22 protein-coding genes and 2 tRNA genes are annotated in these 24,576 nt (G+C 60.3%); 20 read left to right on the forward strand and 4 right to left on the reverse strand.

Translation table 11 applies throughout. From position 1 onward, the window contains the following. Positions 1 to 50 precede the first annotated feature (50 nt). The 13 genes from murI (at position 51) to DXD24_RS02330 (ending at position 14,008) form a co-directional block, all read left to right on the forward strand. On the forward strand, positions 51 to 935 hold the full coding sequence (gene murI, locus DXD24_RS02270; RefSeq protein ID WP_035137557.1) for a glutamate racemase: 885 nt from the start codon (positions 51 to 53) through the stop codon (positions 933 to 935). 54 nt (positions 936 to 989) lie between these two features. Beyond that, entirely contained in the window at positions 990 to 1,715 is a 726-nt protein-coding gene (gene rph / locus DXD24_RS02275; RefSeq protein ID WP_117646051.1) for a ribonuclease PH, read from the forward strand. A 143-nt stretch (positions 1,716 to 1,858) separates the two neighbouring features. After that, entirely contained in the window at positions 1,859 to 2,500 is a 642-nt protein-coding gene (gene rdgB, locus DXD24_RS02280; protein ID WP_022094898.1) for an RdgB/HAM1 family non-canonical purine NTP pyrophosphatase, read from the forward strand. 2 nt (positions 2,501 to 2,502) lie between these two features. Then, complete coding sequence (gene dtd, locus DXD24_RS02285; RefSeq protein WP_055286755.1) at positions 2,503 to 2,949, forward strand: D-aminoacyl-tRNA deacylase; 447 nt, start codon at positions 2,503 to 2,505, stop codon at positions 2,947 to 2,949. 114 nt (positions 2,950 to 3,063) lie between these two features. After that, on the forward strand, positions 3,064 to 3,360 hold the full coding sequence (locus DXD24_RS02290) for a Veg family protein (protein WP_006234957.1): 297 nt from the start codon (positions 3,064 to 3,066) through the stop codon (positions 3,358 to 3,360). A gap of 2 nt (positions 3,361 to 3,362) precedes the next feature. Then, the gene (gene ispE, locus DXD24_RS02295) at positions 3,363 to 4,259 is read left to right on the forward strand and encodes a 4-(cytidine 5'-diphospho)-2-C-methyl-D-erythritol kinase (RefSeq protein ID WP_222847408.1); all 897 of its coding nucleotides are present in this window, start codon (positions 3,363 to 3,365) and stop codon (positions 4,257 to 4,259) included. Positions 4,260 to 4,308: 49 nt separating this feature from the next. After that, positions 4,309 to 4,385, forward strand: a tRNA-Pro gene (locus DXD24_RS02300). 112 nt (positions 4,386 to 4,497) lie between these two features. Further along, entirely contained in the window at positions 4,498 to 4,773 is a 276-nt protein-coding gene (gene tatA / locus DXD24_RS02305) for a twin-arginine translocase TatA/TatE family subunit (RefSeq protein ID WP_022094895.1), read from the forward strand. 106 nt (positions 4,774 to 4,879) lie between these two features. Beyond that, the gene (gene greA, locus DXD24_RS02310; protein ID WP_006234960.1) at positions 4,880 to 5,350 is read left to right on the forward strand and encodes a transcription elongation factor GreA; all 471 of its coding nucleotides are present in this window, start codon (positions 4,880 to 4,882) and stop codon (positions 5,348 to 5,350) included. A 79-nt stretch (positions 5,351 to 5,429) separates the two neighbouring features. After that, positions 5,430 to 7,394 carry a lysine--tRNA ligase gene (lysS, locus tag DXD24_RS02315; protein ID WP_117635963.1) on the forward strand — a complete coding sequence of 655 codons (1,965 nt, stop codon included), beginning with the start codon at positions 5,430 to 5,432 and terminating at the stop codon, positions 7,392 to 7,394. Between the two features lie 320 nt (positions 7,395 to 7,714). Next, positions 7,715 to 9,283: a threonine/serine exporter ThrE family protein gene (locus DXD24_RS02320; RefSeq protein WP_199407963.1), complete on the forward strand. Its 1,569-nt coding sequence runs from the start codon at positions 7,715 to 7,717 to the stop codon at positions 9,281 to 9,283. 299 nt (positions 9,284 to 9,582) lie between these two features. Beyond that, positions 9,583 to 12,225 (forward strand): ATP-dependent Clp protease ATP-binding subunit, encoded by a 2,643-nt coding sequence (locus tag DXD24_RS02325; protein ID WP_117583115.1) that lies wholly within the window; start codon positions 9,583 to 9,585, stop codon positions 12,223 to 12,225. Positions 12,226 to 12,550: 325 nt separating this feature from the next. Then, a complete protein-coding gene (locus DXD24_RS02330; protein ID WP_117646052.1) occupies positions 12,551 to 14,008 on the forward strand; it encodes an aminoacyl-histidine dipeptidase in 1,458 nt (485 codons plus the stop codon). A gap of 125 nt (positions 14,009 to 14,133) precedes the next feature. On the opposite strand, the gene DXD24_RS02335 is transcribed toward DXD24_RS02330, so the two are convergent. The 3 genes from DXD24_RS02335 to DXD24_RS02345 all read right to left on the reverse strand — a co-directional run bounded on the left by DXD24_RS02335 (position 14,134) and on the right by DXD24_RS02345 (position 16,573). Beyond that, positions 14,134 to 15,438: a type II toxin-antitoxin system HipA family toxin gene (locus DXD24_RS02335; protein WP_117639517.1), complete on the reverse strand. Its 1,305-nt coding sequence runs from the start codon at positions 15,436 to 15,438 to the stop codon at positions 14,134 to 14,136. After that, positions 15,439 to 15,870 carry a helix-turn-helix domain-containing protein gene (locus tag DXD24_RS02340; protein WP_117646053.1) on the reverse strand — a complete coding sequence of 144 codons (432 nt, stop codon included), beginning with the start codon at positions 15,868 to 15,870 and terminating at the stop codon, positions 15,439 to 15,441. Between the two features lie 124 nt (positions 15,871 to 15,994). Next, on the reverse strand, positions 15,995 to 16,573 hold the full coding sequence (locus DXD24_RS02345; protein WP_117646054.1) for a manganese efflux pump MntP family protein: 579 nt from the start codon (positions 16,571 to 16,573) through the stop codon (positions 15,995 to 15,997). Between the two features lie 253 nt (positions 16,574 to 16,826). On the opposite strand from DXD24_RS02345, the gene disA reads away from it, so the two are divergent. The 7 genes from disA (at position 16,827) to DXD24_RS02380 (ending at position 22,638) form a co-directional block, all read left to right on the forward strand. Beyond that, positions 16,827 to 17,867, forward strand: coding sequence for a DNA integrity scanning diadenylate cyclase DisA (disA, locus tag DXD24_RS02350; RefSeq protein ID WP_369831362.1), 1,041 nt, complete (start codon positions 16,827 to 16,829; stop codon positions 17,865 to 17,867). Continuing rightward, on the forward strand, positions 17,867 to 18,595 hold the full coding sequence (ispD, locus tag DXD24_RS02355; RefSeq protein WP_117646055.1) for a 2-C-methyl-D-erythritol 4-phosphate cytidylyltransferase: 729 nt from the start codon (positions 17,867 to 17,869) through the stop codon (positions 18,593 to 18,595). The genes disA and ispD overlap by 1 nt, the downstream gene beginning before the upstream one ends. Further along, positions 18,585 to 19,079, forward strand: coding sequence for a 2-C-methyl-D-erythritol 2,4-cyclodiphosphate synthase (ispF, locus tag DXD24_RS02360; RefSeq protein ID WP_006234975.1), 495 nt, complete (start codon positions 18,585 to 18,587; stop codon positions 19,077 to 19,079). The genes ispD and ispF overlap by 11 nt, the downstream gene beginning before the upstream one ends. Before the next feature lie 3 nt (positions 19,080 to 19,082). Then, on the forward strand, positions 19,083 to 20,549 hold the full coding sequence (cysS, locus tag DXD24_RS02365; RefSeq protein WP_117646056.1) for a cysteine--tRNA ligase: 1,467 nt from the start codon (positions 19,083 to 19,085) through the stop codon (positions 20,547 to 20,549). A 186-nt stretch (positions 20,550 to 20,735) separates the two neighbouring features. Next, the gene (gene rlmB, locus DXD24_RS02370) at positions 20,736 to 21,656 is read left to right on the forward strand and encodes a 23S rRNA (guanosine(2251)-2'-O)-methyltransferase RlmB (RefSeq protein ID WP_117646057.1); all 921 of its coding nucleotides are present in this window, start codon (positions 20,736 to 20,738) and stop codon (positions 21,654 to 21,656) included. Between the two features lie 3 nt (positions 21,657 to 21,659). Next, a complete protein-coding gene (locus DXD24_RS02375; protein WP_055309418.1) occupies positions 21,660 to 22,337 on the forward strand; it encodes an NYN domain-containing protein in 678 nt (225 codons plus the stop codon). A 226-nt stretch (positions 22,338 to 22,563) separates the two neighbouring features. After that, positions 22,564 to 22,638: transfer RNA gene (locus DXD24_RS02380), tRNA-Thr, on the forward strand. Between the two features lie 533 nt (positions 22,639 to 23,171). Here DXD24_RS02380 and DXD24_RS02385 read toward each other — a convergent pair. Continuing rightward, the gene (locus tag DXD24_RS02385; protein WP_117646058.1) at positions 23,172 to 24,572 is read right to left on the reverse strand and encodes a PTS transporter subunit EIIC; all 1,401 of its coding nucleotides are present in this window, start codon (positions 24,570 to 24,572) and stop codon (positions 23,172 to 23,174) included. Positions 24,573 to 24,576: the final 4 nt, after the last annotated feature.

The raw sequence follows: 24,576 nt of genomic DNA on the forward strand, positions 1-24,576 counted from the left end.
GCGGCGTCGCTGCACTTGGACATGTCTTTTCGAGAGAGACTGGTGAGGTAATGTCCGATATCGAGAATCCGGCAGGCGACACGCGCCCGATTGGCGTGTTCGATTCTGGTTTGGGCGGTCTGACGGTTGCACGCGCGATTGCGACGGCGCTGCCGCATGAGTCCGTCTACTACTTCGGCGACACCAAACGCTGCCCCTACGGCACGCGCACCGAGGATGAGGTGCGCTCGTTTGCGTTGCAGGCGGGCCGTTGGCTGTCGAAGCACGACGTCAAGATTATGGTCATCGCCTGCAATACGGCGACTGCTGCGGCCTTGCGTCTGGCCCAGCAGGTGCTCGACGTTCCTGTGATCGGCGTGATCGCGCCGGGTGCCCGTGCGGCAATCAACAGCACCCGCACGCGCCGGGTGGGCGTGCTCGCCACCAACCTCACTATTCGCTCGGGCGCCTACACGCGCGCCATTCAGGATCTGGATGCCGGCGTCGATGTGTACGGCTGTCCTGCCTCGAGCTTTGTCGAGGTTGTCGAACACGAACTCGCCTCGGGTGCACATCTGCAGGAACAGTGGCTTGAGAACGAGGACATCTTCGATACGCCTGCCGTGCGTGCGCTGGTGGGTGCCACGGTTGAGCCGCTGCGCGACCACGGTATCGATACCGTGGTACTCGGCTGTACGCATTTTCCGCTGTTGGTGGGACCTATCCGGCATGCGCTGGGGCCTGGGGTGCGCGTCGTGAGTTCCGCCGAGGAGACCACGCGCGAGCTGACCGATATCCTCACGCGCCGCGAGCAGCTGGCGGGCGACGCCGCCGAGCCGCAGCATCGTTTTGCCACGACGGCCGATAACATTGCCGAGTTTGCGGTGGCGGGCAGCTTTATCTTTGGTCAGCCGCTCAAGAGCATCGAACATATCGATATCGATGAGCTGAAATAGATGTAAGGCAGCCGCCAAAGCCTTCGCCACATCTTTTGCCGAAAGGATATTTCTATGGAGTACATGCAGGTCAACCGCGCCAACGGTCGCGCTGCCAACGAGTTGCGCCCCGTTAAGCTCACCCGTGGCGTCATGAAGCACGCCCACGGCTCGTGTTTGGCCGAGTTCGGCGACACGCGCGTGCTGTGCGCCGCCACTATCGAGGAGGGCGTGCCGGGCTGGCGAAAGGGAGCTAAGGCCGGCTGGGTGACCGCGGAATACGCCATGCTGCCGACGTCGACCGGCAAGCGCTGCAAGCGCGAGCATGCCAACCGCAAGGGTCGCTCCATGGAGATCGAGCGCCTCATTGGCCGCAGCCTGCGTACCGTCGTCAACATGAAGGCGCTCGGCGAGTACACCGTCACCGTCGACTGCGATGTGATTCAGGCCGATGGCGGCACGCGTACAGCGAGCATCACCGGCGCCTGGGTGGCGCTGCACGACGCCCTTGCCATGTGGGTCGAGGCGGGCAAGATCGAGCGCATCCCGCTTACCGGCCAGGTGGCTGCCATCTCCATGGGCGTTGTCGACGGCAATACACTGCTTGACCTCGATTATTCCGAGGACAGCCACGCCGAGGTCGACATGAACCTCGTCGCCACCGACACCGGTGAGATGATCGAGCTCCAGGGTACTGGCGAGCAGGCGCCCTTCGACCGCAAGCGCCTCAACGCCCTACTCGACCTGGGCGACAAGGGTATCGCCGAGCTCATCGAGCTCCAGTGCCAAGCCCTCGCCTAACCTGCCAAAAAGGGACAGGTTTATTTTGGTAGGTTTTATCTGGGAAAACGTCGAAGTATAAGACTGCCGTTGATTGAGAGGGGAGAGGCAGGGGCCCTCGTCGCCCTCGGCGCGGCATTGCTATAGAGACAAGGAGACCACTCATGGCACTTGAGAAGATCGACATCGACACCCTCGACCCGGCGGCGACCATTGTCGTGGCAACGGGCAACGCCCATAAGCTCACCGAGATCGAGGCCATTTTGGGCAAGGTCATGCCCGAGGTGCGCTTTGTGGCGCTCGGCCAGCTAGGTGATTTTGAGGATCCCGAGGAAAACGGCACGACGTTTTTGGAGAACGCCATCATCAAGGCGCAGGCTGCCGTCGAAGAGACGGGGCTCATGGCCATTGCCGATGATTCGGGCCTGGTCGTCGACGCGCTGGACGGCGAGCCGGGTGTGTATAGCGCGCGCTACGCGGGCGTTCACGGCGACGATGCCGCCAACAACGCCAAGCTGCTCGTGAATCTGGAGGGCGTGGCCGACGAGGACCGCACTGCGCGCTTTATGAGCGTCGTCGCGCTCATCGACACGGACGGTTTGGTCACCTATGGCGAGGGCGCCTGCGAGGGCGTTATCGCGCACGAGGGCCGCGGCGATCACGGCTTTGGCTACGACCCGCTGTTCCTGCCGGTCGACACGCCGGGCAAGACCATGGCCGAGCTGACGGCGGACGAGAAGAACGCCATCAGTCATCGATTCCATGCGCTCGAGCACCTATCCGCCAAACTGACGGGCGAGGAGTAGTCGTGCGTGCGGTAGTGCAGCGCGTGCTCAATGCCGGCGTGACAGTCGACGGCGAGTGCGTGGGCCGTATTGGACGTGGCTACCTGGTGCTGCTGGGCGTGGGCCACGGCGATACGCGCGCCGAGGCCGATAAGCTGTGGGGCAAGCTCCGGGGCTTGCGCATTAACGAGGACGAGAACGGCAAGACCAACCTGGCACTTGCCGATGTCGACGGCGAGGTTCTCGTGGTGTCGCAGTTCACGCTGTTCGCCGATTGCCGTCACGGCCGCCGCCCATCGTTTACGGATGCCGGCGCCCCCGATGTCGCCAACGAGCTCTACGAGTACTTCCTGACGCTCGTTCGCCAAGATGTCGAACACGTGGCGCACGGCATCTTTGGCGCCGATATGAAAGTCGACTTGGTCAACGACGGCCCATTCACCATCGTCCTCGATACCGACAATCTGTAAGTAGCCAAATTAGCTACTTGCGCGTGGTCGCAACAGGGTGCTATAGTATTAGAGTTTTGTCTATCTTAGGGGTATTATCCCCTTTTTGAATTGCACCTTCTGGAGGCCCTGTTCATGGAAGAGATGGAAGTCAATCACGTCGACGACATCCACGAGAAGCTGACCGATATGGTGGGCGATCGCGTCAAGGTGAAGGCCAACATGGGCCGCACCCGCGTCGTCGAGCGCATGGGCACCATCAAGAGCGTCCACCCCGCTGTCTTTATCGTCGAGGTTGACGAGCGCCGCGGCCGCAAGTCGCGCCAGTCCTACCAGTATATCGATGTCCTCACCGGGCAGGTCGAGCTGTTCGACCCCGAGAGCGGCGAGCACATTTTTACCCCGCTCGGCAATCAGCTCGAGGAGCACTAGCGGTGACCGATTGGTCCCTGACCCTTTCCGCGCCGGCAAAGATCAACCTCTATCTGGGGGTTCATACCGAGCGCGACGCCCGCGGCTACCATAAGGTTGATTCCCTGATGGCAGCCGTCGGTCTTGCCGATACCGTGACGGTCGCGCCTGCGTCGGCGCTGACCGTCCAGACGGTTCCGGCATCAGATTTTCCCATGCAAAAGAATACGGCGTATCGGGCTGCGGTTGCTATGGCCGAGCATTATGGTCGCGACGCCAACGTATGCGTTACGATCGAAAAGCGCATTCCGCTATGCGCCGGCCTGGGCGGCCCCTCGACGGATGCGGCCGCGGTCATTGTCGCCTTGGCGGAGCTCTGGGGCATCGATCGCACTGACCCCGCGCTCGATGACATCGCCCGCGGCATTGGCGCCGACGTGCCGTTCTTTCTGCACGCGAGTCCCGCATTCTACGTGGGCGGGGGAGACGTACTGGCCACTGAGTATCCTGCGCTTCCGGCGACACCCGTCGTATTGGTCAAACCGCGCGAGGCGAGCGTTTCAACGGTTGAAGCGTATCGGCGCTTTGACGAGGCCCCGGTGCCTGCAGACAAGCCCGGCGCGATAGCTTCTGCCTTGCGTGCTGGTGATGCCGAGACGGCATATGCGCTCATCCATAACAACCTGGGTGTCATTTCCGCACAGATGGAGCCGCAGATACAAACGGTTCTCGATTGGCTGCGTAAACAGGACGGCACCGTTGCTGTAGATGTGTGCGGATCGGGCGCCTGCTCGTTTGCCATTTGCGACACCGCCGCCACGGCCGAAAGGCTTGCTGACGCTGCCCAGCAAAATGGCTGGTGGGCCTGCGCGACTGAGCTTATTCCCAACACGGTTCAAATCGACGCGCCAAAGAAATAAAAATTTCTCTAGCACGCGGCGAAAATCTTTGTTACTATAGTCGAGCTAACGGGTTGTGGCTCAGTTTGGTAGAGCACTGCGTTCGGGACGCAGGGGTCGCTGGTTCAAATCCAGTCAACCCGACCAGAGCATGAGGAGGGACCGCTTCTTGCGGTCCCTTTTTTTAGCTATTGTTGTGATACCGCGATACCCGCGGTATACTCATTCGAGCTTGTCTCGCTGTATTGTGGAGGTCTACATGTTTGGACTGAGGGCTCCTGAGCTCATCATTATTCTCGTCGTTGTCCTGATTATCTTCGGGCCCAAGAACCTGCCGAAGCTCGGCAAGTCCCTCGGCTCTACCGTCAAGAATATCCGCGAGGGTATGGAGGGCGACGATAAGGCCGAGACCAAGCAGGCCGAGGAGGTCGTGGTCGAGCAGTCCGAGGAGGACAAGGAGATCGCTGAGCTCGAGGCCAAGCTCGCTGCTGCCAAGAAGAAGCAGGCAGAGGACAGCGACGCGGACGCAGAGTAGTCCCATCCCTTTGGGGTGAGCACCTGACCGGCTTGCCCGCAGGCTAGCCGGTCTTTTTCGTTTTGTTGACAGTTGATTGTTTGATCAGAGTTGGGGAGATATCCGTATGGACGCAAGCCAGATCGTACTGACCGCTGAGGGCCGCCAGAAGCTCGTCGAGGAGCTCGCTTGGCGTGAGGGCGATTACGCCAAGGAGATCGTCGAGGACATCAAGGAAGCCCGCGCGTTCGGCGACCTTTCGGAGAACTCCGAGTACGACGCCGCTAAGGACAAGCAGGCCCAGAACGCCGCTCGTATTGCCGAGATCCAGGCCATCCTTGCCAACGCTCAGGTTGCTGCCACCACAGGTGATCTGACCGTCTCCATCGGTTCCACCGTTTCTCTGATTGATCCCAACGGTGAGGTCATGGAAGTCACGCTCGTCGGTACCACCGAGACCAACTCGCTCGAGCACAAGATTTCCAACGAGTCTCCGGTCGGCCACGCCATCATCGGTCACGGCGAGGGCGACTCCGTCGAGGTCGTTACGCCTTCCGGCAAGACTCGCGTCTACACCATCGCCAAGATTGCACGCTAGACCACGGTCCCGCGTAAAGGTATGTTTTCGCTCCCTGGGACCGAATCCTGGGGAGCGTTTTAGTTTGAGGAGCTAACTTATGGCAGAGAACCAGAACGCCGCAGATCAGGCATCGACGCTCAACGACGAGCGCGCCACCCGCCTGGCCAAGCGCGCCGCCCTGTTCGAGGCGGGCCAGAACCCCTATCCCGAGCACTCTGAGCTTGAGGACTACGTTGCCGATATCGAGGCTAAGTACGCCGAGCTTGCCGATGGCGAGGACACCGAGGACGTCGTGAAGATCGGCGGCCGTGTGGTCGCCAAGCGCGGTCAGGGCAAGATCATGTTCATCGTCGTACGCGATGCGACTGCCGAGATTCAGCTGTTCTGCCGCATCAACGACATGGACGAGGCTGCCTGGAATACGCTCAAGTCCCTCGACCTGGGCGACATCCTGGGCGTGACCGGCGTGGTTGTGCGCACCCAGCGCGGCCAGCTTTCCGTTGCCCCTAAGAGCGCGACCCTGCTTGCCAAGGCCGTTCGTCCGCTGCCCGAGAAGTTCCACGGTCTTTCCGACAAGGAGACCCGCTATCGCCAGCGCTATGTTGACCTGATCGCCAACGACGACGTTCGCGAGACGTTCCGTAAGCGTTCGCAGATTCTCTCCACCTTCCGTCGCTTTATGGAGTCCGACGGCTACATGGAGGTCGAGACCCCCATCCTGCAGACCATCCAGGGCGGCGCTACTGCCAAGCCGTTCATCACGCACTTCAACGCGCTCGATCAGGAGTGCTACCTGCGCATTGCTACCGAGCTGCACCTCAAGCGCTGCATCGTCGGCGGTTTTGAGCGCGTGTTCGAGATCGGCCGTATCTTCCGTAACGAGGGCATGGACCTTACCCACAACCCCGAGTTCACCACGATGGAGGCCTATCGTGCCTTCTCCGACCTCGAGGGCATGAAGGCGCTCGCCCAGGGTGTCATTAAGGCGGCTAACAAGGCCATCGGCAACCCCGAGGTCATCGAGTACCAGGGCCAGACCATCGACCTTTCTGGTGAGTGGGCCAGCCGTCCCATGACCGACATCGTCTCCGACGTGCTCGGCAAACAGGTCACCATCGATACGCCGGTCGAGGAGCTTGCTGCTGCCGCGCGCGAGAAGGGCCTGGAGATTAAGCCCGAGTGGACCGCCGGCAAGATTATCGCCGAGATCTACGATGAGCTGGGCGAGGACACCATCGTCAACCCCACGTTCGTGTGCGATTACCCCATCGAGGTCAGCCCGCTTGCCAAGCGCTTTGAGGACGACCCGCGCCTGACGCACCGCTTTGAGCTGGTTATCGCCGGTCACGAGTACGCCAACGCGTTCTCCGAGCTCAACGACCCGGTCGACCAGGCCGAGCGCTTTGCCGCCCAGATGGCCGAGAAGGCTGGCGGCGACGACGAGGCCATGGAGTACGACGAGGATTACGTGCGCGCCCTCGAGTACGGTATGCCTCCTGCGGGCGGCATCGGCATCGGTATCGATCGCGTGGTCATGCTGCTCACCAACCAGGCTTCCATCCGCGACGTGCTGCTGTTCCCGCACATGAAGCCCGAGAAGGGTTTCCAGTCCGGTGCCGCTGCCGCCAAGGCTGCCGAGGCCGGCAACACCGCGAGCCCCTTCGTCAAGCCGCTCAAGCCCACGGTTGATTACTCCAAGATCGCCGTCGAGCCGCTGTTTGAGGAGTTCGTCGACTTTGATACCTTCTCCAAGAGCGATTTCCGCGCTGTGAAGGTCAAGGCGTGCGAGGCCGTCAAGAAGTCCAAGAAGCTGCTGAACTTTACGCTCGACGACGGCACCGGCACCGACCGTACCATCCTCTCCGGCATTCACGGTTATTATGAGCCCGAGGACCTGGTCGGCAAGACCTTGCTCGCCATCACCAACCTGCCTCCGCGCAAGATGATGGGCATTCCCAGCTGCGGCATGCTCATCAGCGCTATCCACGAGGAGGAGGGCGAGGAGCGCCTCAACCTGATTCAGCTCGACGCTTCCATCCCTGCCGGCGCGAAGATGTACTAACTAGTTACGCGGTTCTACGAACCGCGTAACGGCTCGACGCTGCGCGGGCCGCATTTGGACAATCTGACGTTCAACTTCAAGGGCGCGACCAGAAGGTCAGCGCCCTTTCGTTTCACGTCACCTTGTCTCAAATGCGACCCGCTCGCTGACGTCGCCAATACATCGGCGTTGCCTTGGCCGTCAATAGTCATTGGGGACGTTCTTAAACGACTACCCAACGGCTATTGAGCACATGGCTCGCATGGCAGCCGTCTCTTTTATGTTTCCTTTAGCCGTTGCTGCCTAGGATGGGGGTTAGTCGGTAGGAAGGGAGCGTCTATATGGACGACGCGAGCGAGCGTGCAATCGAAGAGGACATGCTCGATCAGTTCAATTACTTTGACGATGAGGATGAGGAGCTAATCGATCGTCGCGAGCCGGCATCGCTTGACTCATTTGATCTGGTCGATGAAGAGACTGATGAGGTTGAGGACGAATCAACGGAGTCCCCACAGTCTTCGCGCCTTGACTCGCTGCTTTCGAGAGCCCCCATGCACCACGGTGTTCGTGCCGGCGCACTCCATATGAAAACTGACTGGCACCAGATCGTGACGGCAGGCGATGAGCTTGCCGTCGATGCGCCGCTCACCGATAAGTCATCCATCATCTGCCGCACCGGTATGCTTATGCTCGCGAGTGGAACGGGTGCCTGGCGTGTACGCGATACCATGAATCGCGTCGCCGCCGTACTCGGTGTCACCGTCCACGTTGACTTAAGTCTTCTGTCGTTTGAGTGCACCTGCATCGAAGATGGCCACTGCTTTAACGAGGTTGTCAGCCTGCCCACAACGGGAGTCAATACCCATCGCATTTGGATGATGGAGAGCTTCCTAAAGGAAATCGAGACGTATGGGCGCCGGTTTACCGTGCACGAATACCACGAGATGCTCAAGACCGTTGAGAGTTCAAAACCCGATTACTCTCCCTGGCAACAGGGCCTTGCGGCAGCCTGTGCTTGCGGCGCCTTCGTCTTTTTGCTCGGCGGCGGTCCTATCGAGATGGCCTGTGCATTCGTAGGCGCTGGTGTCGGCAACTTCGCTCGCTCCCATATTCTCAAGCAGGGTCTTGGCCAGTTTAGCGCGCTGACGACGGGCGTTGCGCTCGCTTGCGTTTCGTATCTGCTGGCATTGCTCGGCCTTGGCCAGGTCGTACCGGGGGCAATGTCGCACCAAGAAGGCTATATCGGCGCCATGCTCTTTGTGATTCCCGGCTTTCCCCTCATTACGGCAGGCCTCGACATCGCTAAGCTCGATATGCGAAGCGGCATTGAGCGTCTTTCGTATGCCGTGTCGATTATTGTGATGGCGACCCTTGTGGGCTGGATGGTTGCCGAGTGTGTGGGGCTGGCACCGGATGATTTTGCCCCGCTCGGCCTTTCGCCGCTTGCCCTTACGCTCCTGCGCGTGGTGATGAGCTTCGTTGGCGTATTCGGCTTCTCGGTGATGTTCAACAGCCCGGTAAAGATGGCCGCGGCAGCTGGGCTGATCGGCGCCGTGTCCAATACCTTGCGCCTTACGCTCGTCGATGCGCCGACGCTGTTTCCCTTTCTGGGCCTGAGCGTAGGTATGCCTCCCGAGGCGGCAGCGTTTATCGGTGCGCTGGTATCGGGCCTGCTCGCGAGCTTAGCCGAAATCAAGCTCACCTACCCACGTATCGCCCTCACGGTGCCATCGATTGTCATTATGGTGCCGGGCTTGTATCTGTATCGCTCGATGTATTACATGTGCACCTTCGACACGGTCAATATGCTCGGCTGGTTTGTGCGTGCAGTGCTCATTGTGGCGTTTCTGCCCGTTGGCCTGGGCGTGGCGAGAACCCTCACCGACTCTCGCTGGCGCCACACCAGCTAATTGGTGCAAATGAAACTGATCCGCATAACATGAACGTGGATAATCTCCCGTTTTTGGCCTGTTTACGGGCTCAAAACGGGAGATTATCCACGTTCATGGAATGGGTGTCCGAAAATCCACGCTCGTTGGGCCGATGCAGACGCACCTGGCGATTCCTTTTTTGTAGACGTTGTCGCGCGGCTACGGGCAGGAAAGGTCCCAACGGTTAACATATACTCCATATGGGTAAAGAGACCAAAGCGCTGCCGCGGGGCGGCGCTTTGCGTTTGAAAAAACTAGCTCGTCTAAGAGGAACTAGCATGTTAGACCGTTTTACCGATCGCGCGCGCAAGGTCATGTCCATGGCCAAGCAAGAGGCGCTCGATCTTCATTCAAATAAGGTGGGTACCGAGCACCTGCTGCTCGCGCTTGCCAAGGAGGACGAGGGCATTGCCGCCGAGGCACTGCGTTCGCTCGACATCTCCTACGATGACATCATGGATACTCTCAAAGAGGTCCAGACCACGGTTCCCGAGCCCAGTGAGGAGACCGAGGCCGCTAAGCTCGCCTTTACGCCGCTCGTCATTAGCGTGATGGAGCGTTCATTCCGCGTGGCGCGTGAGAACAACCAGACCTACGTGTCGACCGAGCACTTGCTGATCGGCATCGTCGAAGAGGGCAACGGCATGGCCATGGACATCCTCATGCGCTTGGGTGTGTCGTCCGCCTCCATCAAAAAGGCTATCGAGAAACTCACCGCCAAGGACCAGGACAAGAAGCGTCCGCTCGCCGGCGCCGGTGCTGGTCGTCCCGGTGCGGGCCTGCCGTTCTTTAGCGGCTCGGATGCCTCTCAGCAAAAGGGGAGTGGCACCGATACGCTTAAGCAGTTCGCGACCAACCTCACGCAGAAGGCGCGCGACGGCGAGCTCGACCCTGTAATTGGTCGCGAAAAGGAAGTCCAGCGTATGATGGAAATTCTTTCGCGCCGCACCAAGAACAACCCGCTTATCCTGGGCGACCCCGGCGTGGGCAAGACGGCCATCGTCGAGGGCCTGGCACGGCAGATCGCTGCCGGCAATGTGCCCGAGAACCTTATGAACCAGAACATCTGGACGCTTGACCTGCCGGGTCTTGTCGCGGGCGCCAAGTATCGCGGTGAGTTTGAGGAGCGCCTCAAGAACGTGATCCAGGAGGCGACCGAGGCCGACGACGTCATTCTGTTTATCGACGAGATGCACACCATCATCGGTGCCGGTTCTGCCGAGGGATCCATCGATGCAAGCTCCATGCTCAAGCCCGTGCTCGCGCGTGGTGCCTTCCAGATTATCGGCGCCACCACGGCCGAGGAATTCCGCAAGTACCTCACCAAGGACCCAGCCTTCGAGCGTCGCTTCCAGACCATCGATGTCGAGGAGCCGAGCGTCGAGGACACGGTCAAGATCCTGACTGCGCTCAAGCCGCGCTACGAGGAGCACCACCACGTGCGTTACACGCAGGGTGCCATCGAGGCCGCTGCGAACCTCTCCAACCGCTACATTCAGGATCGCTTCCTGCCCGATAAGGCCATCGACCTCATTGACGAGGCCGGTGCCCGCGCTCGCATCGCCGCGAATCGCGCACCCGAGCCGGTGCGCGAGGCCGAGCATCGCATCGAGGAACTCAAGGCTGCCGCACAGGAGGCTACCGAGAGCGACGACATGAACAAGGCCGCCGAGATCACCGAGCAGCAGAAGGCCGCCGAGATTGAACTCGCCGAAGCCAAGGCCGCCTGGACCGCCGAGCTCGACGCCAGCCCGCTCACCATCGACGTGAGTCAGATTGCCGACATCGTGTCCGTGACCTCTGGCGTGCCGGTTTCCTCGCTCACCGAGAGCGAGAGCCGTCGCCTGCTGCAGACCGAAAGCGTGCTCAAGACCCGCATTATCGGCCAGGACGAGGCCGTCGAGGCCGTCGCCAAGGCCGTGCGCCGCAGCCGTTCGCCGCTCAAGGACCCGCGTCGCCCCGGCGGCAGCTTTATCTTCCTGGGTCCCACCGGCACAGGCAAGACCGAGCTCGCCAAGACGCTCGCCGAGTACCTCTTTGGCAGCAAGGACGCGCTCATCAGCTTCGACATGTCGGAGTTCGGCAGCGAGTTCGAGGTCTCCAAGCTTATCGGTAGCCCTCCGGGTTACGTGGGTCACGACGAGGGAGGTCAGCTTACCAAGGCCGTTCGTCGTCACCCGTATTCGGTCGTGCTGTTCGACGAGATCGAGAAGGCGCACCCCGACATCTTTAACATCCTGCTGCAGGTGCTGGAGGAGGGCCGCCTGACTGATAGCCAGGGCAAGACGGTCGACTTCCGCAATACCGTGATCATCATGACGTCCAACGTGGGCGCCCGCGAGATTGCGCAGGATGCGAGCGTGGGCTTTGGCACCACCGGCGAGCAGGGTCTCACGTCGAGTGAGATCCGCGGCCGCGCGATGGGCGAGCTCAAGCGCCTGTTCCGCCCCGAGCTGCTCAACCGCATCGACGACATCGTGGTGTTCCAGAAGCTCTCGGGCGAAAATCTCACCAAGATCGCGCACCTGCTGGTGGACGACCTGCGTCAGCGCCTGATCGCCAACGGCATGAACATCAAGCTCACCGATGCGGCCTATGACAAGATCGTGGCGGAGGGTACCGACCTTACCAACGGCGCGCGTCCGCTGCGCCGTGCCATTCAAAAGCTCATCGAGGACCCGCTGTCCGAGGAGCTTCTGGCCGGCGAGTGGGGTGAGGGCGATACCGTCCTGTGCGACGTGGCCGATGGCAAGTTTGTCTTTAGCCACGGCACGGGCGAGATCCCGGCACCGCGTCCGGCAGGTACGCTCGGTGGCGATACCGCCCCGGCGGCACCGCACACTGGCAACGCCGCGCCCGTGAGCGGCGGCGTGACCTCGGGCCCCGGCGGCATGATGCAAGCCGGCTCTGGCGCGCTGTAGGGCGTAACAAAACCTTGTGTCCACGAGGGCGTTCCAAAGGAGCGCCCTTTTTCTGTTGAAAAGGCCCCTTCGTTCAAAGTAAATCTCATTAAACATACCAATGGCGTATGCATTGACGTTTACCAAGCTCTGAAATTGGTCGGAGAGGGCAAAGGATCCTCGGCATGATACATCTGACCTGCTTTATCTTAATAAAGTGGCGTTTCCCCGCCGTTAGCCGATGATGCAAGGGCGCTCGGCGTTTTCGACTGGTTTATGCACGCAAAGTCTGGGAATATACAAGTCGCATGTCTTACTGTCTAACCAGTTGCGCCAAGGAGGCACCATGGATTACAAGATCACCGGCTACGAGCCCGCCCAGCTGTTCCATTTCTTTGAGGAGGTCAGCGCGATCCCCCGTGGGTCTGGCAACGAGAAGGGCATCAGCGATTTCCTGGTTGCGTTTGCTAAGGAGCGCGGCCTCGATGTGTACCAGGACGAGGTCTACAACGTCATCATTCGCAAGCCCGCTTCTGCCGGCGCCGAGAATGCTCCGACCGTGATGCTGCAGGGCCACATCGATATGGTGTGCGACAAGTTGGGCTCCGTTGAGCACGACTTTACGACCGATGGTATCGACCTGGTCGTCAAGGACGGCGTCCTCACCGCTAACGGCACCACCCTGGGCGCCGACAACGGTATCGCCGTCGCGCTTATGCTTACCGTGCTCAACGACGATTCGATTGCCCATCCGGCCCTCGAGTGCGTATTCACCACCGACGAGGAGACTGGCCTGGTCGGCGCCGAGACGCTCGACAAGTCCCAGATTAGCGCCCGCACCATGATTAACCTTGACTCCGAGGAAGAGGGCGTTGCCACCGTCAGCTGCGCCGGCGGCGTCGTCGTTACCTACACCTGCCCCATCGCGCGCGAGCACAAGACCGGTAGCACCCTCACGCTCGACATCTCCGGCCTGCTGGGCGGCCACTCCGGCAGCGATATCCACCTGGAGCGCGGCAACGGCAACCTCATCATGGCCCGCATCATCGACCGCCTGATGGTTGCCGGCGAGCCCGCCATCGTGAGCTTTAACGGCGGCACCAAGGACAACGCCATCAACCGTGAGTGCAAGGCTGTTCTGGTCTATGCCGACCACGCTGCCGCCGAGGCCGCGGCCCAGATCGCAAAGGACATCATCGCCGACGTCACTGCCGAGCTCGAGGTCTTCGACCCCGGCTTTACCTGCACCGTCGAGATTGCCGACGACGTCGAGGTCGAGGCCATGGACCAGAAGTCCGCGCTTGCCCTCATCCGCGCCCTGCGTCTTGCCCCTAACGGCGTGATTCGCCGCAACGTCGCCACCGACGGCTCCGTCGAGGTTTCCTCCAACATCGGTGTGGTTGCCACCTCTGACGACGAGGTCAAGATTATGCTGTCCCCGCGCTCCTCGATCACCTCGCTGCAGAACGAGTTCAAGGATCGTTTGCAGACGCTTGCCGATGTCCTGGGCTTCGACGCCAAGTTTGAGTTCGAGTATCCCGGTTGGAGCTATGCCGAGCATTCGCCGGTCCGCGACGTCTTTGTCGAGAGCTATCGCGAGCTCTTTGGCTCCGAGTTGCGCATCGAGTCCATTCACGCCGGCCTTGAGTGCGGCCTGTTTGCCGAGGCCCTGCACGGCCTGGACGCCATCGCCGTGGGCCCGACGCTCTCCGATGTCCACACCCCGGACGAGAGCATGGAGCTCGCTTCTGCCGAGCGCTTCTACGAGCTGCTCATCGACGTCCTCAAGCGCCTTGCCGCGTAAGGGTCGCGCTAGCAGCAGTCCGAGCCACGTGCTAGCGGATTGCAAATGACATTACGAGAGGGGGCATCCGAACTTTTGCGACGGGTGCCCCCCTCTTCTTTTAAGAAATGTGGATTGATTGGCGCCTAGCCCATATCCGCCTTGATGAGGTCGAGGGTGCGCTGGCAGTTTTCGCGGACGGGGCCGAGCATGTGCTCGCGCAGGTCCGCCATGCCGGGCAGGTCGGCGTATTCGTCCATGATCTCTTCCATGCAAATGGGCACCTCGTAGGCGAGGTCCATCATGGTCGCAAAGCAAAACTTCTCGGATAGCCCGGCATCGGTGAGCGCCGCCTCCAGCGCGGGGTCGCCCATACCGTGGTATCGGCGGATAGCGCCTGGACCGATGCGCCCCACTCGATTTTCGCCGCCAACGCTCATGGCAAGGCGCGCCCGGCGGCGCATACGCTCGTACGCCAAGCCCGATGCGACATCGTACATGGGTGCGAGCGCTGCGTTTGTGCCTTTACCTAGGATGAGCGAGTAGTTTTTAGCGTGTGCGTCAGGCGCTCCGATAATGGCGTTATAGAACAACATATAGGTAAAAAGCACAAGATTCATGTGGTGGGGGACTGTGTTAATCAGTCGTTCTTGGATGTCTCGTGTGGTTGGTCCTCCGTCGGCGGTGTATTTCTGGCTTGGCAATACACCGAGCGCCTGGCAAAAGTCCTCCTGATGCAGCCTTTCGATATTTCCGCTGCTATTGACCATTCTGTCGTACCGTTCAACGACGAGCGCGGCTTCGTCTTCAAATGTGCAATAGGAGACGTTGGCAGTTGGAATGCCAACACGCCGAGCCGTTTTCATGCAGACGAATTCGTTTAAGGCCTGATGTTTGAACCCAACGACACCATTTTTGAAGATATGGGTAGTGGGGGATGACCCTAGACATTCGCACCATTGGCCATCATGCCAAGCTAGTGCAAATTTGCCTTGGTTGCCGCCCAGGGACCAGCTTTCGTTGGAGCCCATCCATGTCTCTCTTTCGTCATCGCGAATTGCTTTGAGCTTGTGAGCGATTTGAGAATTGGTAAGCGGGCGGTATGCCGAGACCCTGCCGCGGGCGGCGCCTAATTGATCGGTTCGACAAAACTGAACGGCCCCTGCGCAGTCAAGACCGATATGGCACAAGAGGGCGACGGGGTTGTTGGATGCAACGTCATGCTCGGCGGCAATAGCGCGACGCTGCTCTTGGCTGTCGGGCAAAAGGCCAAATAGGAACGGGCGGACGATGTTATGGCCATACGTGCGATTGGAAAGCGGCATTGTAAGCGATAGTGGTGCTCCGCGATAGGTTGGGGCGTATACAAAGCTGCAGAGTCCATGCTCGTCTTGCCGGAGAGTGCCTGCGATTTCGCCACAAATGAGGGTCGCAAGCTCCATCTCTGCCATTTATTTCACAACCTTACAGTCAAAGGAGAGGTCTGAAGTGTCGGAAAGGCCTTGCTCGGCTGCGATTTGGGCCAGCAAGGCACCATAGGAAGATGGCGTTCCCTGTCGAGCGGGTCGTCTGCCTACGCTTGGCTTTGGCAGGGCATTCGAGTTCGCGATAGGGAGGTCCGCTTTCGTCGTCGGATGTTCGGAGGGCGATGCGATGGAGTCGTTATCGCTTTGCGCAAAGAGACCTATGCCGAGTGCGTTAAAGACGGACAGCAACTTGTCGAGTCGAATGCCGGTGGCGTCTCCTAGCTCGAGCGACGCGAGCAGGCGCTCTGAAACACTGGCCGTTTTGGCGAGGGCGGCACGGGTGAGACCCTGAGCCTCGCGTGCCTGGCGCACATAGATGCCAGCTTGACGCGGTGTGGTGATGGGAAGGGTATCCATGGCGATCTCCTAACGTGCAGACTTTTGCATATCAGTATGACATGCAAAAGTCTGCACGAAAAGGCATTATGCAAAACTCTGCATGAGACCTCTACATTGACGTTGAGCTTATGAGAGGCGTTTTTTATATCGCGAGAATCCCTAGATGCTCAAGCAAGATCTTAAGCCCGATGAGGATGAGCACGACGCCACCCACGATGGTGGCAGGCTTTTCGTAGCGCGCGCCAAAGGTGTGGCCGATCGCTACGCCGGCGACGGAGAAGATAAAGGTTGTGATGCCGATGAGCGACACGGCGGGCATGATGTCGACCGAGAGCGCGGCAAATGAGATGCCCACGGCTAGGGCGTCGATTGAGGTGGCGATGGCGAGGATCAGGTACTCGCCCAGGTCAATCTTTTCGGCATCCTTGCCGTCGCCTTCATCCTCGTCCTCGGTAAAGGCCTCCCACAGCATTTTGCCGCCGATAAAGGCCAAAAGGATAAAGGCGATCCAGTGGTCGATGGGGCCGATGATGCCCATAAACTGGCTGCCAAGCGCCCATCCGATCACGGGCATGCCGGCCTGGAAGCCGCCAAAGAACAGGCCGAGTACCACGGCGACCTTAAGGTTGATCTTCTTCATGCCAAGGCCCTTGCAGATGGATACGGCAAAGGCGTCCATCGAAAGGCCAACAGCGAGCAACACGAGCTCTGCGAGTCCCATAGTCTGGCTCCCTCTCTGCGGGCAGGCCCGCGTGTACCTCTTGGGGGAGCAACAAAAAGACTAACCTTGGCACATGGTTGATTGGGTAGTCAAAAGAGCCCGTCCCAAATTAGCTATCTTAGCGGTGTTCGCTCATTCTGTAAGCATCGGATTTCGCGAGCGCCGCGGGGGCAAACCGTGAGAAACTATTTAGCGTTTATGGAGCGTATACGATGGGAGCGATGCCTTGGATAAGAACGAGCTGCAAAAGCGTATGGAACAGGCCATCCGCCTGACGGCACCTGGTCAGCCGATCCGCACTGCCCTCGACATGATCATCGCCGGTCACCTGGGCGCCCTTATCTGCGTTGGCGACACCGAAAACGTGCTCGCTGCCGGTAACGACGGCTTCCCGCTCAACATTTCGTTCACCTCGAACCGCCTGTTCGAGCTCTCCAAGATGGACGGTGCCATCGTCATCGACGGCGACCTCACCCAGATCCTGCGCGCCAACTTCCACCTCAATCCCGATCCCTCGCTTGCCACGAGCGAGACGGGCATGCGTCACCGCACTGCCGCTCGCATGTCGGTGCTCACCGATGCCATCGTGATCTCGGTCTCGGCCCGTCGTGCCGTCGTCAACGTGTACGTTCACGGCAAGAGCTACGAGATCCAGCCCGTCACCACCATCATGAGCTCGGTCAACCAGCTCGTCGCCACGCTCCAGACTACCCGTCAGTCGCTCGACCGCTCCCTGCTGCGCCTGACGGCCCTCGAGCTCGACGACTACGTTACGCTCGCCGACATTACCGGTATTTTCTCGAGCTTCGAGATCATGCAGCAGGCAAAGACCGAGCTTAAGGATTGCATCGTCAAGTTGGGCAACCAGGGCAAGCTCGTGCAGATGCAGCTCGAGCAGCTCGCGGGCTCCAGCATGGATACCGAATACGACCTGATGATCCGCGACTACGCAAGTGATTCTTCCGAGGCTAATGCCGAGAAGATTCGCGCCAACCTGAGCCGTATGACACCTAAGGACCTGTCCGACCCACAGCATGTGGCGGCGGTTCTGGGTTACGACGACCTGGACGAGGACTCCGTCATGACGCCGCTGGGCCTGCGCACGCTTTCGCGCGTGTCCGTCGTGCGCGACGGCGTGGCCGAGAAGATCGTCGACGAGTACGGCTCGTTGCAGGAGCTCATGGACGACATCAGCGAGGATCCGGAGCGCCTGGGCGACTTTGGCGTCAACAACCCTGCCATTCTTGCGGACTCGCTGTACCGCATGAAGGGCACCAAACAGGGGAACGCATAATGGCGCCCGTATGCGCCGTGGTCGTTGCCGGCGGCAGCGGCCAGCGCTTTGGAAATCCCGGCGGCAAGCAGCTCGTTAACGTGGCGGGCCGTCCGCTCATGAGCTGGTCTATCCGCGCGTTCGATCGGAGCGACAAGGTCGGCCACATCGTGGTGGTGTGTCCTGCCGAGCGCCGTGCCGAGATGCGCCGCCTGGCCATCGATCCGTTTGACTATGACACGCCCATCAGTTTTGCCGATGCCGGCGATACTCGTCAGGATTCCACCCGCGCCGGCGTGCACGCGGTGCCGGCGGGCTTTGAGTACGTCGCCATCCACGACGGCGCCCGTCCGCTCATCACGACCGAGGCCATCGATCATGCGATCGACGTGCTTGTGGGCGACCGCGCCCTCGACGGTGTCGTGTGCGGTCAGCCCGCGATCGACACGCTCAAGATCGTCGACGGCGATAATATCGTCGAGACGCCGCCGCGTGAGCTCTATTGGGCCGCGCAGACGCCGCAGATCTTTAGCGTCGACGCCATGAAGCGCGCTCACGCCGCAGCCATCGCCGAGGGCTTTATCGGTACCGACGATTCATCGCTGGTTGAGCGCATGGGTGGACGCGTCCGCTGCGTCCAGAGTCCGCGCGACAACCTTAAGGTTACGGTGCCCGAGGACCTGCGTCCCGTAACCGCGATTCTGCTTGGCCGTATGGCCGAGGGAGAGGACCTTCCCCATGTTCAGTAACCTGCGCATTGGCCACGGCTACGACGTCCACCGTTTGGTGGAGGGGCGTCGATGTATCATCGGCGGGGTCGACATCCCCTACGAGCGCGGCCTGCTGGGCCACTCGGATGCCGATGTGCTTGCACACGCGCTGGCAGACGCCATTCTGGGAGCCTGCCGCGGGGGAGACATCGGCAAGCTATTCCCCGACACCGATCCCGCCTACGAGGGTGCCGATTCGATGGTGCTGCTCGCTCGCGTGATGGACTATGCGCGCGAGCTTGGCTTTGAGTTTGTCGATGCCGACTGCACCATTGCCTGCCAGCAGCCTAAGATCACCCCGCACCGCGATGCCATGCGCGCCAACCTTGCCCATGCCCTGGGCGTTGACGTCGAAAACGTGGGCGTTGCCGCCACTACGACCGAAAAGCTCGGCTGGGAAGGCCAAGGCGAGGGAATTGGCGCCTGGGCCGTCTGCCTGCTACAGAAAACCGTTAAGGAGTAACGAATGCGTATCTACAACAGCGCTACCCATAAAAAGGAAGAGTTCCAGCCCATCGAGTCCGGCAAGGTCCGCATGTACGTGTGCGGCCCCACGGTCTACGACAACATCCACATCGGCAACGCCCGCACGTTCATCAGCTTCGATGTGATTCGCCGCTGGCTCATCGCGAGCGGCTACGAGGTCACGTTCGCCCAGAACCTCACCGATGTCGATGACAAGATCATCAAGCGCGCCAACGAGCAGGGCCGAACGGCCGCCGAGGTCGCGACGGAGTTCTCCGACAAGTTCATCGGCGTCATGCGCGCCGCCAACGTGCTCGATCCCGATGTGCGCCCCCGCGCCACCAAGGAGATCGGCCCCATGATCGCTATGATCAAGACGCTTATCGAGCAGGGTCACGCTTACGCCGCCGATAACGGCGACGTGTACTTTGCCGTGCGCAGCGATCCCAACTATGGTCAGGTCTCGGGCCGCAACATCGACGACCTTATGGTTGGCGCGCGCATCGAGGAGAACGAGGACAAGAACGACCCGCTCGACTTTGCCCTGTGGAAGGCCGCCAAGCCCGGCGAGCCCAGCTGGCCGAGCCCCTGGGGCGAGGGCCGTCCCGGTTGGCACACCGAGTGCGCCGCCATGGTGCATCGCTACCTGGGCACCCCGATCGACATCCACGGCGGCGGCTCCGACCTTGCCTTCCCGCATCACGAGAACGAGTGCGCCCAGGCCACCTGCGCCTGGCACCAGGGTTTCTCCAACACCTGGATGCACACGGGCATGCTGCTGGTCGACGGCGAGAAGATGTCCAAGTCGCTCGGAAACTTCTTTACGCTGGCTGAGGTGCTCGAACAGCACTCTGCCGCGGCCCTGCGCCTGCTGATGCTGCAGACGAGCTATCGCTCGCCGCTTGACTTTTCTTGGGAGCGCCTGGAGGGTGCCGAGAACTCGCTCATGCGTATCGCCGGTACGGTCGAGAACCTGCGCTGGGCCGCGAACCATGCGACGGCCGATGCCGATGAGGCAGCATCCGAGGCGTTTGCCGCCAAGGCCGCCGAGACCCGTGCCACCTTTAAGGAGTGCATGGACGACGACTTTAACACTGCCGGTGCCATGGGTGCTGTCTTTGGCTTTGTGACCGAGTGCAACCAGTACCTGGAGCGGGCGGGCGATGCTGCCGACAAGGCCGCTGCGCTTGCTGCTGCCGATACGCTGGTCGAGCTGCTCGATACGTTTGGCGTCGAGCTCCCCGAGCCCAAGGTCGAGTTGCCGCTGGGCCTGCTGGGCGTTGCCGCCGGCCTGGTCGCCTACACGGGTGACGACGTGGACGAGGCCGCTGCCAAGATTCTCGAGGCCCGTGCCGAGGCCCGTGCCGCCAAGAACTGGGATCTGGCCGACGCCATCCGCGACCAGCTCAAGGACCTGGGCCTGACGATTGAGGATACTGCCGCGGGCACTCGTATTAAATCTCTCTAATCCCCGCGGGTTTCCCAAGCACCCGACCTTGCCGTTCAAACCGTCGCTCGCGTACTCAAGTACGCGTCGCTCCTCTTTCACGGCAATCTCGGGCACTTGGAAAACCCGTACCGACCGCTTGAGCTATTCGTCTTAAGCGGTCGCTTCTTTTGTCCTGTTTGAAAATTTTTTAAAGGAGGTCGCTTTATGGCCGACAATCGCAAACGTGCACCGCGTGGAGGCAAGCAGGCTGCTTCTGGCTCGCGTGCGATTCGCCGCAACGACCGCGCTGCCACTCCCAAGGGCCAGCGCGAGCGCTCCCAAGCCCAGGCTGCGCGTTCGCAGCGAGATCGCAACCGCGACAATGTTCAGGTTCCCAAGGGCGAGTTTATCGAAGGTCGTCGTGCTGCCGCCGAGGCACTGCGTACCGGCTTTCCCGTCAAGTGCGCGCTCATCGCCGAGGGCGGGGAGCGCGATGCCGCCTTGTCGCGTCTGGTCGACGACCTCAACGCCGCGGACGTCCGCATTAAGTATGTGCCGCGCACGCAGCTCGATGCGCTGTCGAGCCATGGCGCTCACCAGGGCATTGCGCTCGAGGTGGGCAATTTCCCCTATGCCGATGTCGCCGATATTCTCGATCGCGCGGGTGAAGGACCGGCGCTCGTCGTGGTGCTCGACCATGTGACCGACGATGGCAATTTTGGTGCGATCGTGCGCTCTGCCGAGGTCGTGGGCGCAGCGGGCGTCATCATTGCCAACAAGCGCGCCGCCGGTGTGACCGTGGGCAGCTACAAAACCTCCGCTGGTGCCGTCATGCACCTGCCCATCGCGCAGGTTCCCAATATCGCCCGAGCGCTTGACGACCTCAAGGCCGCCAGCTTTTGGGTGGGCGGTGCTTCCGAGCACGCCGAGGGCAGTTGCTGGGATGCTCCCTTCGAGGGCCGCGTGGCGCTCGTCATGGGCTCCGAGGGCGACGGCATCTCACGTCTGGTGCTCGAGAAATGTGACTTTTTGACCAAGCTTCCCCAGCGCGGCATGACCGAGAGTCTCAACGTGGCCCAGGCGACCACCGCGCTGTGCTTTGAGTGGCTGCGCCGCAACGCCGGCGAGCTCATGGGGGAGGAGTAGCGCATGTCCAAGAAGAACCGCGCCAAATCCAAGGCCAAGCGCTTTGGCGAAGGCTCGGCCAAGCCGATTGTTTCGGCCGCGACCTATGGCGTGGGCGGCAATGCGTTTGCGCAGGCCATCGCCGACCCGGTCTCGACGGTGCACTCCAATAAGCCCGAGCTGCTGGTGGTCGACGGCTACAACGTGATCCACTGCACGCCGCGCTACGAAAAGCTCGTCTACGACCATTCCGATGATCCGTATTCCAGCGACGTTCACGATATGGCGCGCACCGCCCTCATCAACGACGTCGCCGCCTTTGCCCAGGGCCGCTACGAGGCCGTGATCGTGTTCGACGGCGCGGGCAATATCTCCAACGAGCGCCCCAACCTGCCGGCCCGCGGCGTGCGCATCGAGTTTTCGCCGACGGGCGTCTCTGCCGATACTGTGGTGCAAAAGCTCTGCATCGAGGCACGCGAGGAAGGCCGCGCGTGCTCCGTGGTATCGAGCGACGGCACGATCCAGGCCGTCGTCATGGGCAAGGGCGTAACGCGCATCTCGAGCCGTATGCTGGTGGACGAGATCAAACAGATCGATAACGACGTTCACGAGGCAGAGGAAGCTCCGCAGATCAAGATGACTCTGGGCAGTCGCCTGAGCCCCGATGCCCTGGCCAAGCTCAAGGCCCTGCGCGGACGGTAGGGGAGTTGCGGCAGAGAGCCGTTTCCTAGATTGGTCTACCCGCTGATTTGTAATCAGTGGGTTGCGGGTTTGCAGCTGTCAAAACGAATAGGTTTATGTTTTGACGAACAGATAAAACTGTTCGTTCTGACGAACGGTTTTTGAGATGTGGTCGGTCGAAGGGCCTGTTGCGCCCCGTCCTCAATTCCTTTATCCTAAACAGGCTTCGCGCGAAAGCGCCAAGTGTGCCAGTGTGGCGCAACGGTAGCGCAACTGATTTGTAATCAGTGGGTTGCGGGTTCGATTCCTGTCACTGGCTCCATGAGAGTTTCGGGCTCTGTCTCTATATGGGACAGAGCCCGTTTCTATTTAGGTGGTGCGCCATCGGGTTAGCGCCCATCCCGTTTTTGGTTTGTCTCGTCCTCCAGTTTGTCTAAATCTGTAACACCAAGACCGATATTCGGCATCTAACTGTTACAGATTGAGATGAAACTTAGGGTGTTTTAGGAATATCTTGATCTGTAACATCTAGAAGCGGAATAGGCCTCTTGCTGTTACAGATCGAGACAAGGGCGAGCGCGGATCTGGATGTCCTGCTCGAGCGTGGATTTCTGGATACGCGAGCGAAGAAAATCTCCCGACCGGAGAACGAGCGTGGATAATTAACTTGGATAGGGAGCTAAGGTAAACACCGATTGTCTATCGACGGCTTTAGAAACAACGACCCCGATTTCATTGTGGAATCGGGGCCGTTTGTGCCTCAGGAATCCGAATGGATTAATCGAGCTCCTAAGGAACTTCTTGGGTTCTTGCTAATGGTCTGCCGAGGATGTCCCCAATGCAAACAGCGGGCATCTACTCAATATAGCTGGGGTTCTTCTTGATGATCACGCGTGCAGCGATGAAGGAGACGACGATGGCGATGATGGCGACAACGCATGCCAGCACGAAGTTACCCATGGACCCATCGGGAGCGATAAAGATGAGTGCCGAAAGAAGGCCGGGGCATGCTCCCGCAACATACTCTTTCAGAACAAAGATGCCTGCAGGGAGTCCAGCGCAGAGCGCGCCGATTGCCGTGCCGACAAGCAGGCGCGGACGCTCGATGAGGCAACCGTAGAACGCGGGCTCGGTTACGCCACAGAGTGCGGTGACGGCAACCGTGGTGACCATACCCCTCTTCTCTTTGTTTCCCTTCATGGCAGTTGCCAGGGCGAGGCTCGTGCCGCCAATGCAGAGGTTCGAGATGAATCCAAAGATAATGGGTGCCCAACCGAGCTGCGCCAGGCTCGTAACTTCGATTGCGATGTAAGCCTTATCGAGACCGAGCATGACGAAATAGGGGTTAAGGGCTGCCAGGATCGGAGTAGCGATAAATGCCACGTTGTCCATAAGCCACGTGACGGCATCGCTCAGCGCGTAGCCCATCATGCTGCCGGCGGGGCCAAGGATAATAAGCTCGACGGGCACGACGATGATCATGGTGAGCAGCGGCTTCAAGAACAGTTTGGTAACGTCGGGAATAATCTTCTGAAGGCCGCGGTCGACAAAGTACATGAATACAACGCCCAGTACGATGGGCACTACCGTACTCGAATAGTCGTTCGTCGGGATGGGAATACCAAGAAAGTCGAGACCCTCGGCACCGCTAATGGACGAGCTGATCATGATCGCGCCCAGCAATGCGCCCATGATGGGCTGCATCTTCATGACGGCCGCGAGCTGATAACCAAGATAAACGGGTAAGAAGCTAAACGAAGCGCTAAAGATCGCCAACAGGACCTGGGCGGTTCCGCTATCGGTGCTCAATCCGCAATAATTGACCAGGAGATTCTTGATCGAAAGAATGAGTCCGCCAACGATGAGCGCCGGGACGATGGGCATGAATACCTGTGCAGAGACGTTCCCGAATTTCTCAATCAAGCCCATGGCGGTGTTACCGCTTTTAATGCCTTCTGCAAGGTCTTTGGCGGTTTGGGCATCGTCGGCAACCGTGCCACCGCCGACTTCGATTCCCGCGAAGTCGAGGAAGTCGTTGTAAGCCTCGGTGACGTTGGGGCCGATGATCACCTGAAGCTGGCCACCGCTGACTACTGCCCCGAGCGCCTGATCGGCCGATTTGGCGAGCTGGAGATCGATGATCGAGGTGTCTCGTGCGTCGATGCGAAGGCGCGTCGCACAATGAGTTACCGATGTAATGTTCTCTTTGCCGCCAACAGCCTTTAGGACTGTTTCGGACATTGCCTGATATTTCATCTCT

The organism is Collinsella sp. TF12-2AT (assembly GCF_003436735.1).
GTDB lineage: Bacteria > Actinomycetota > Coriobacteriia > Coriobacteriales > Coriobacteriaceae > Collinsella.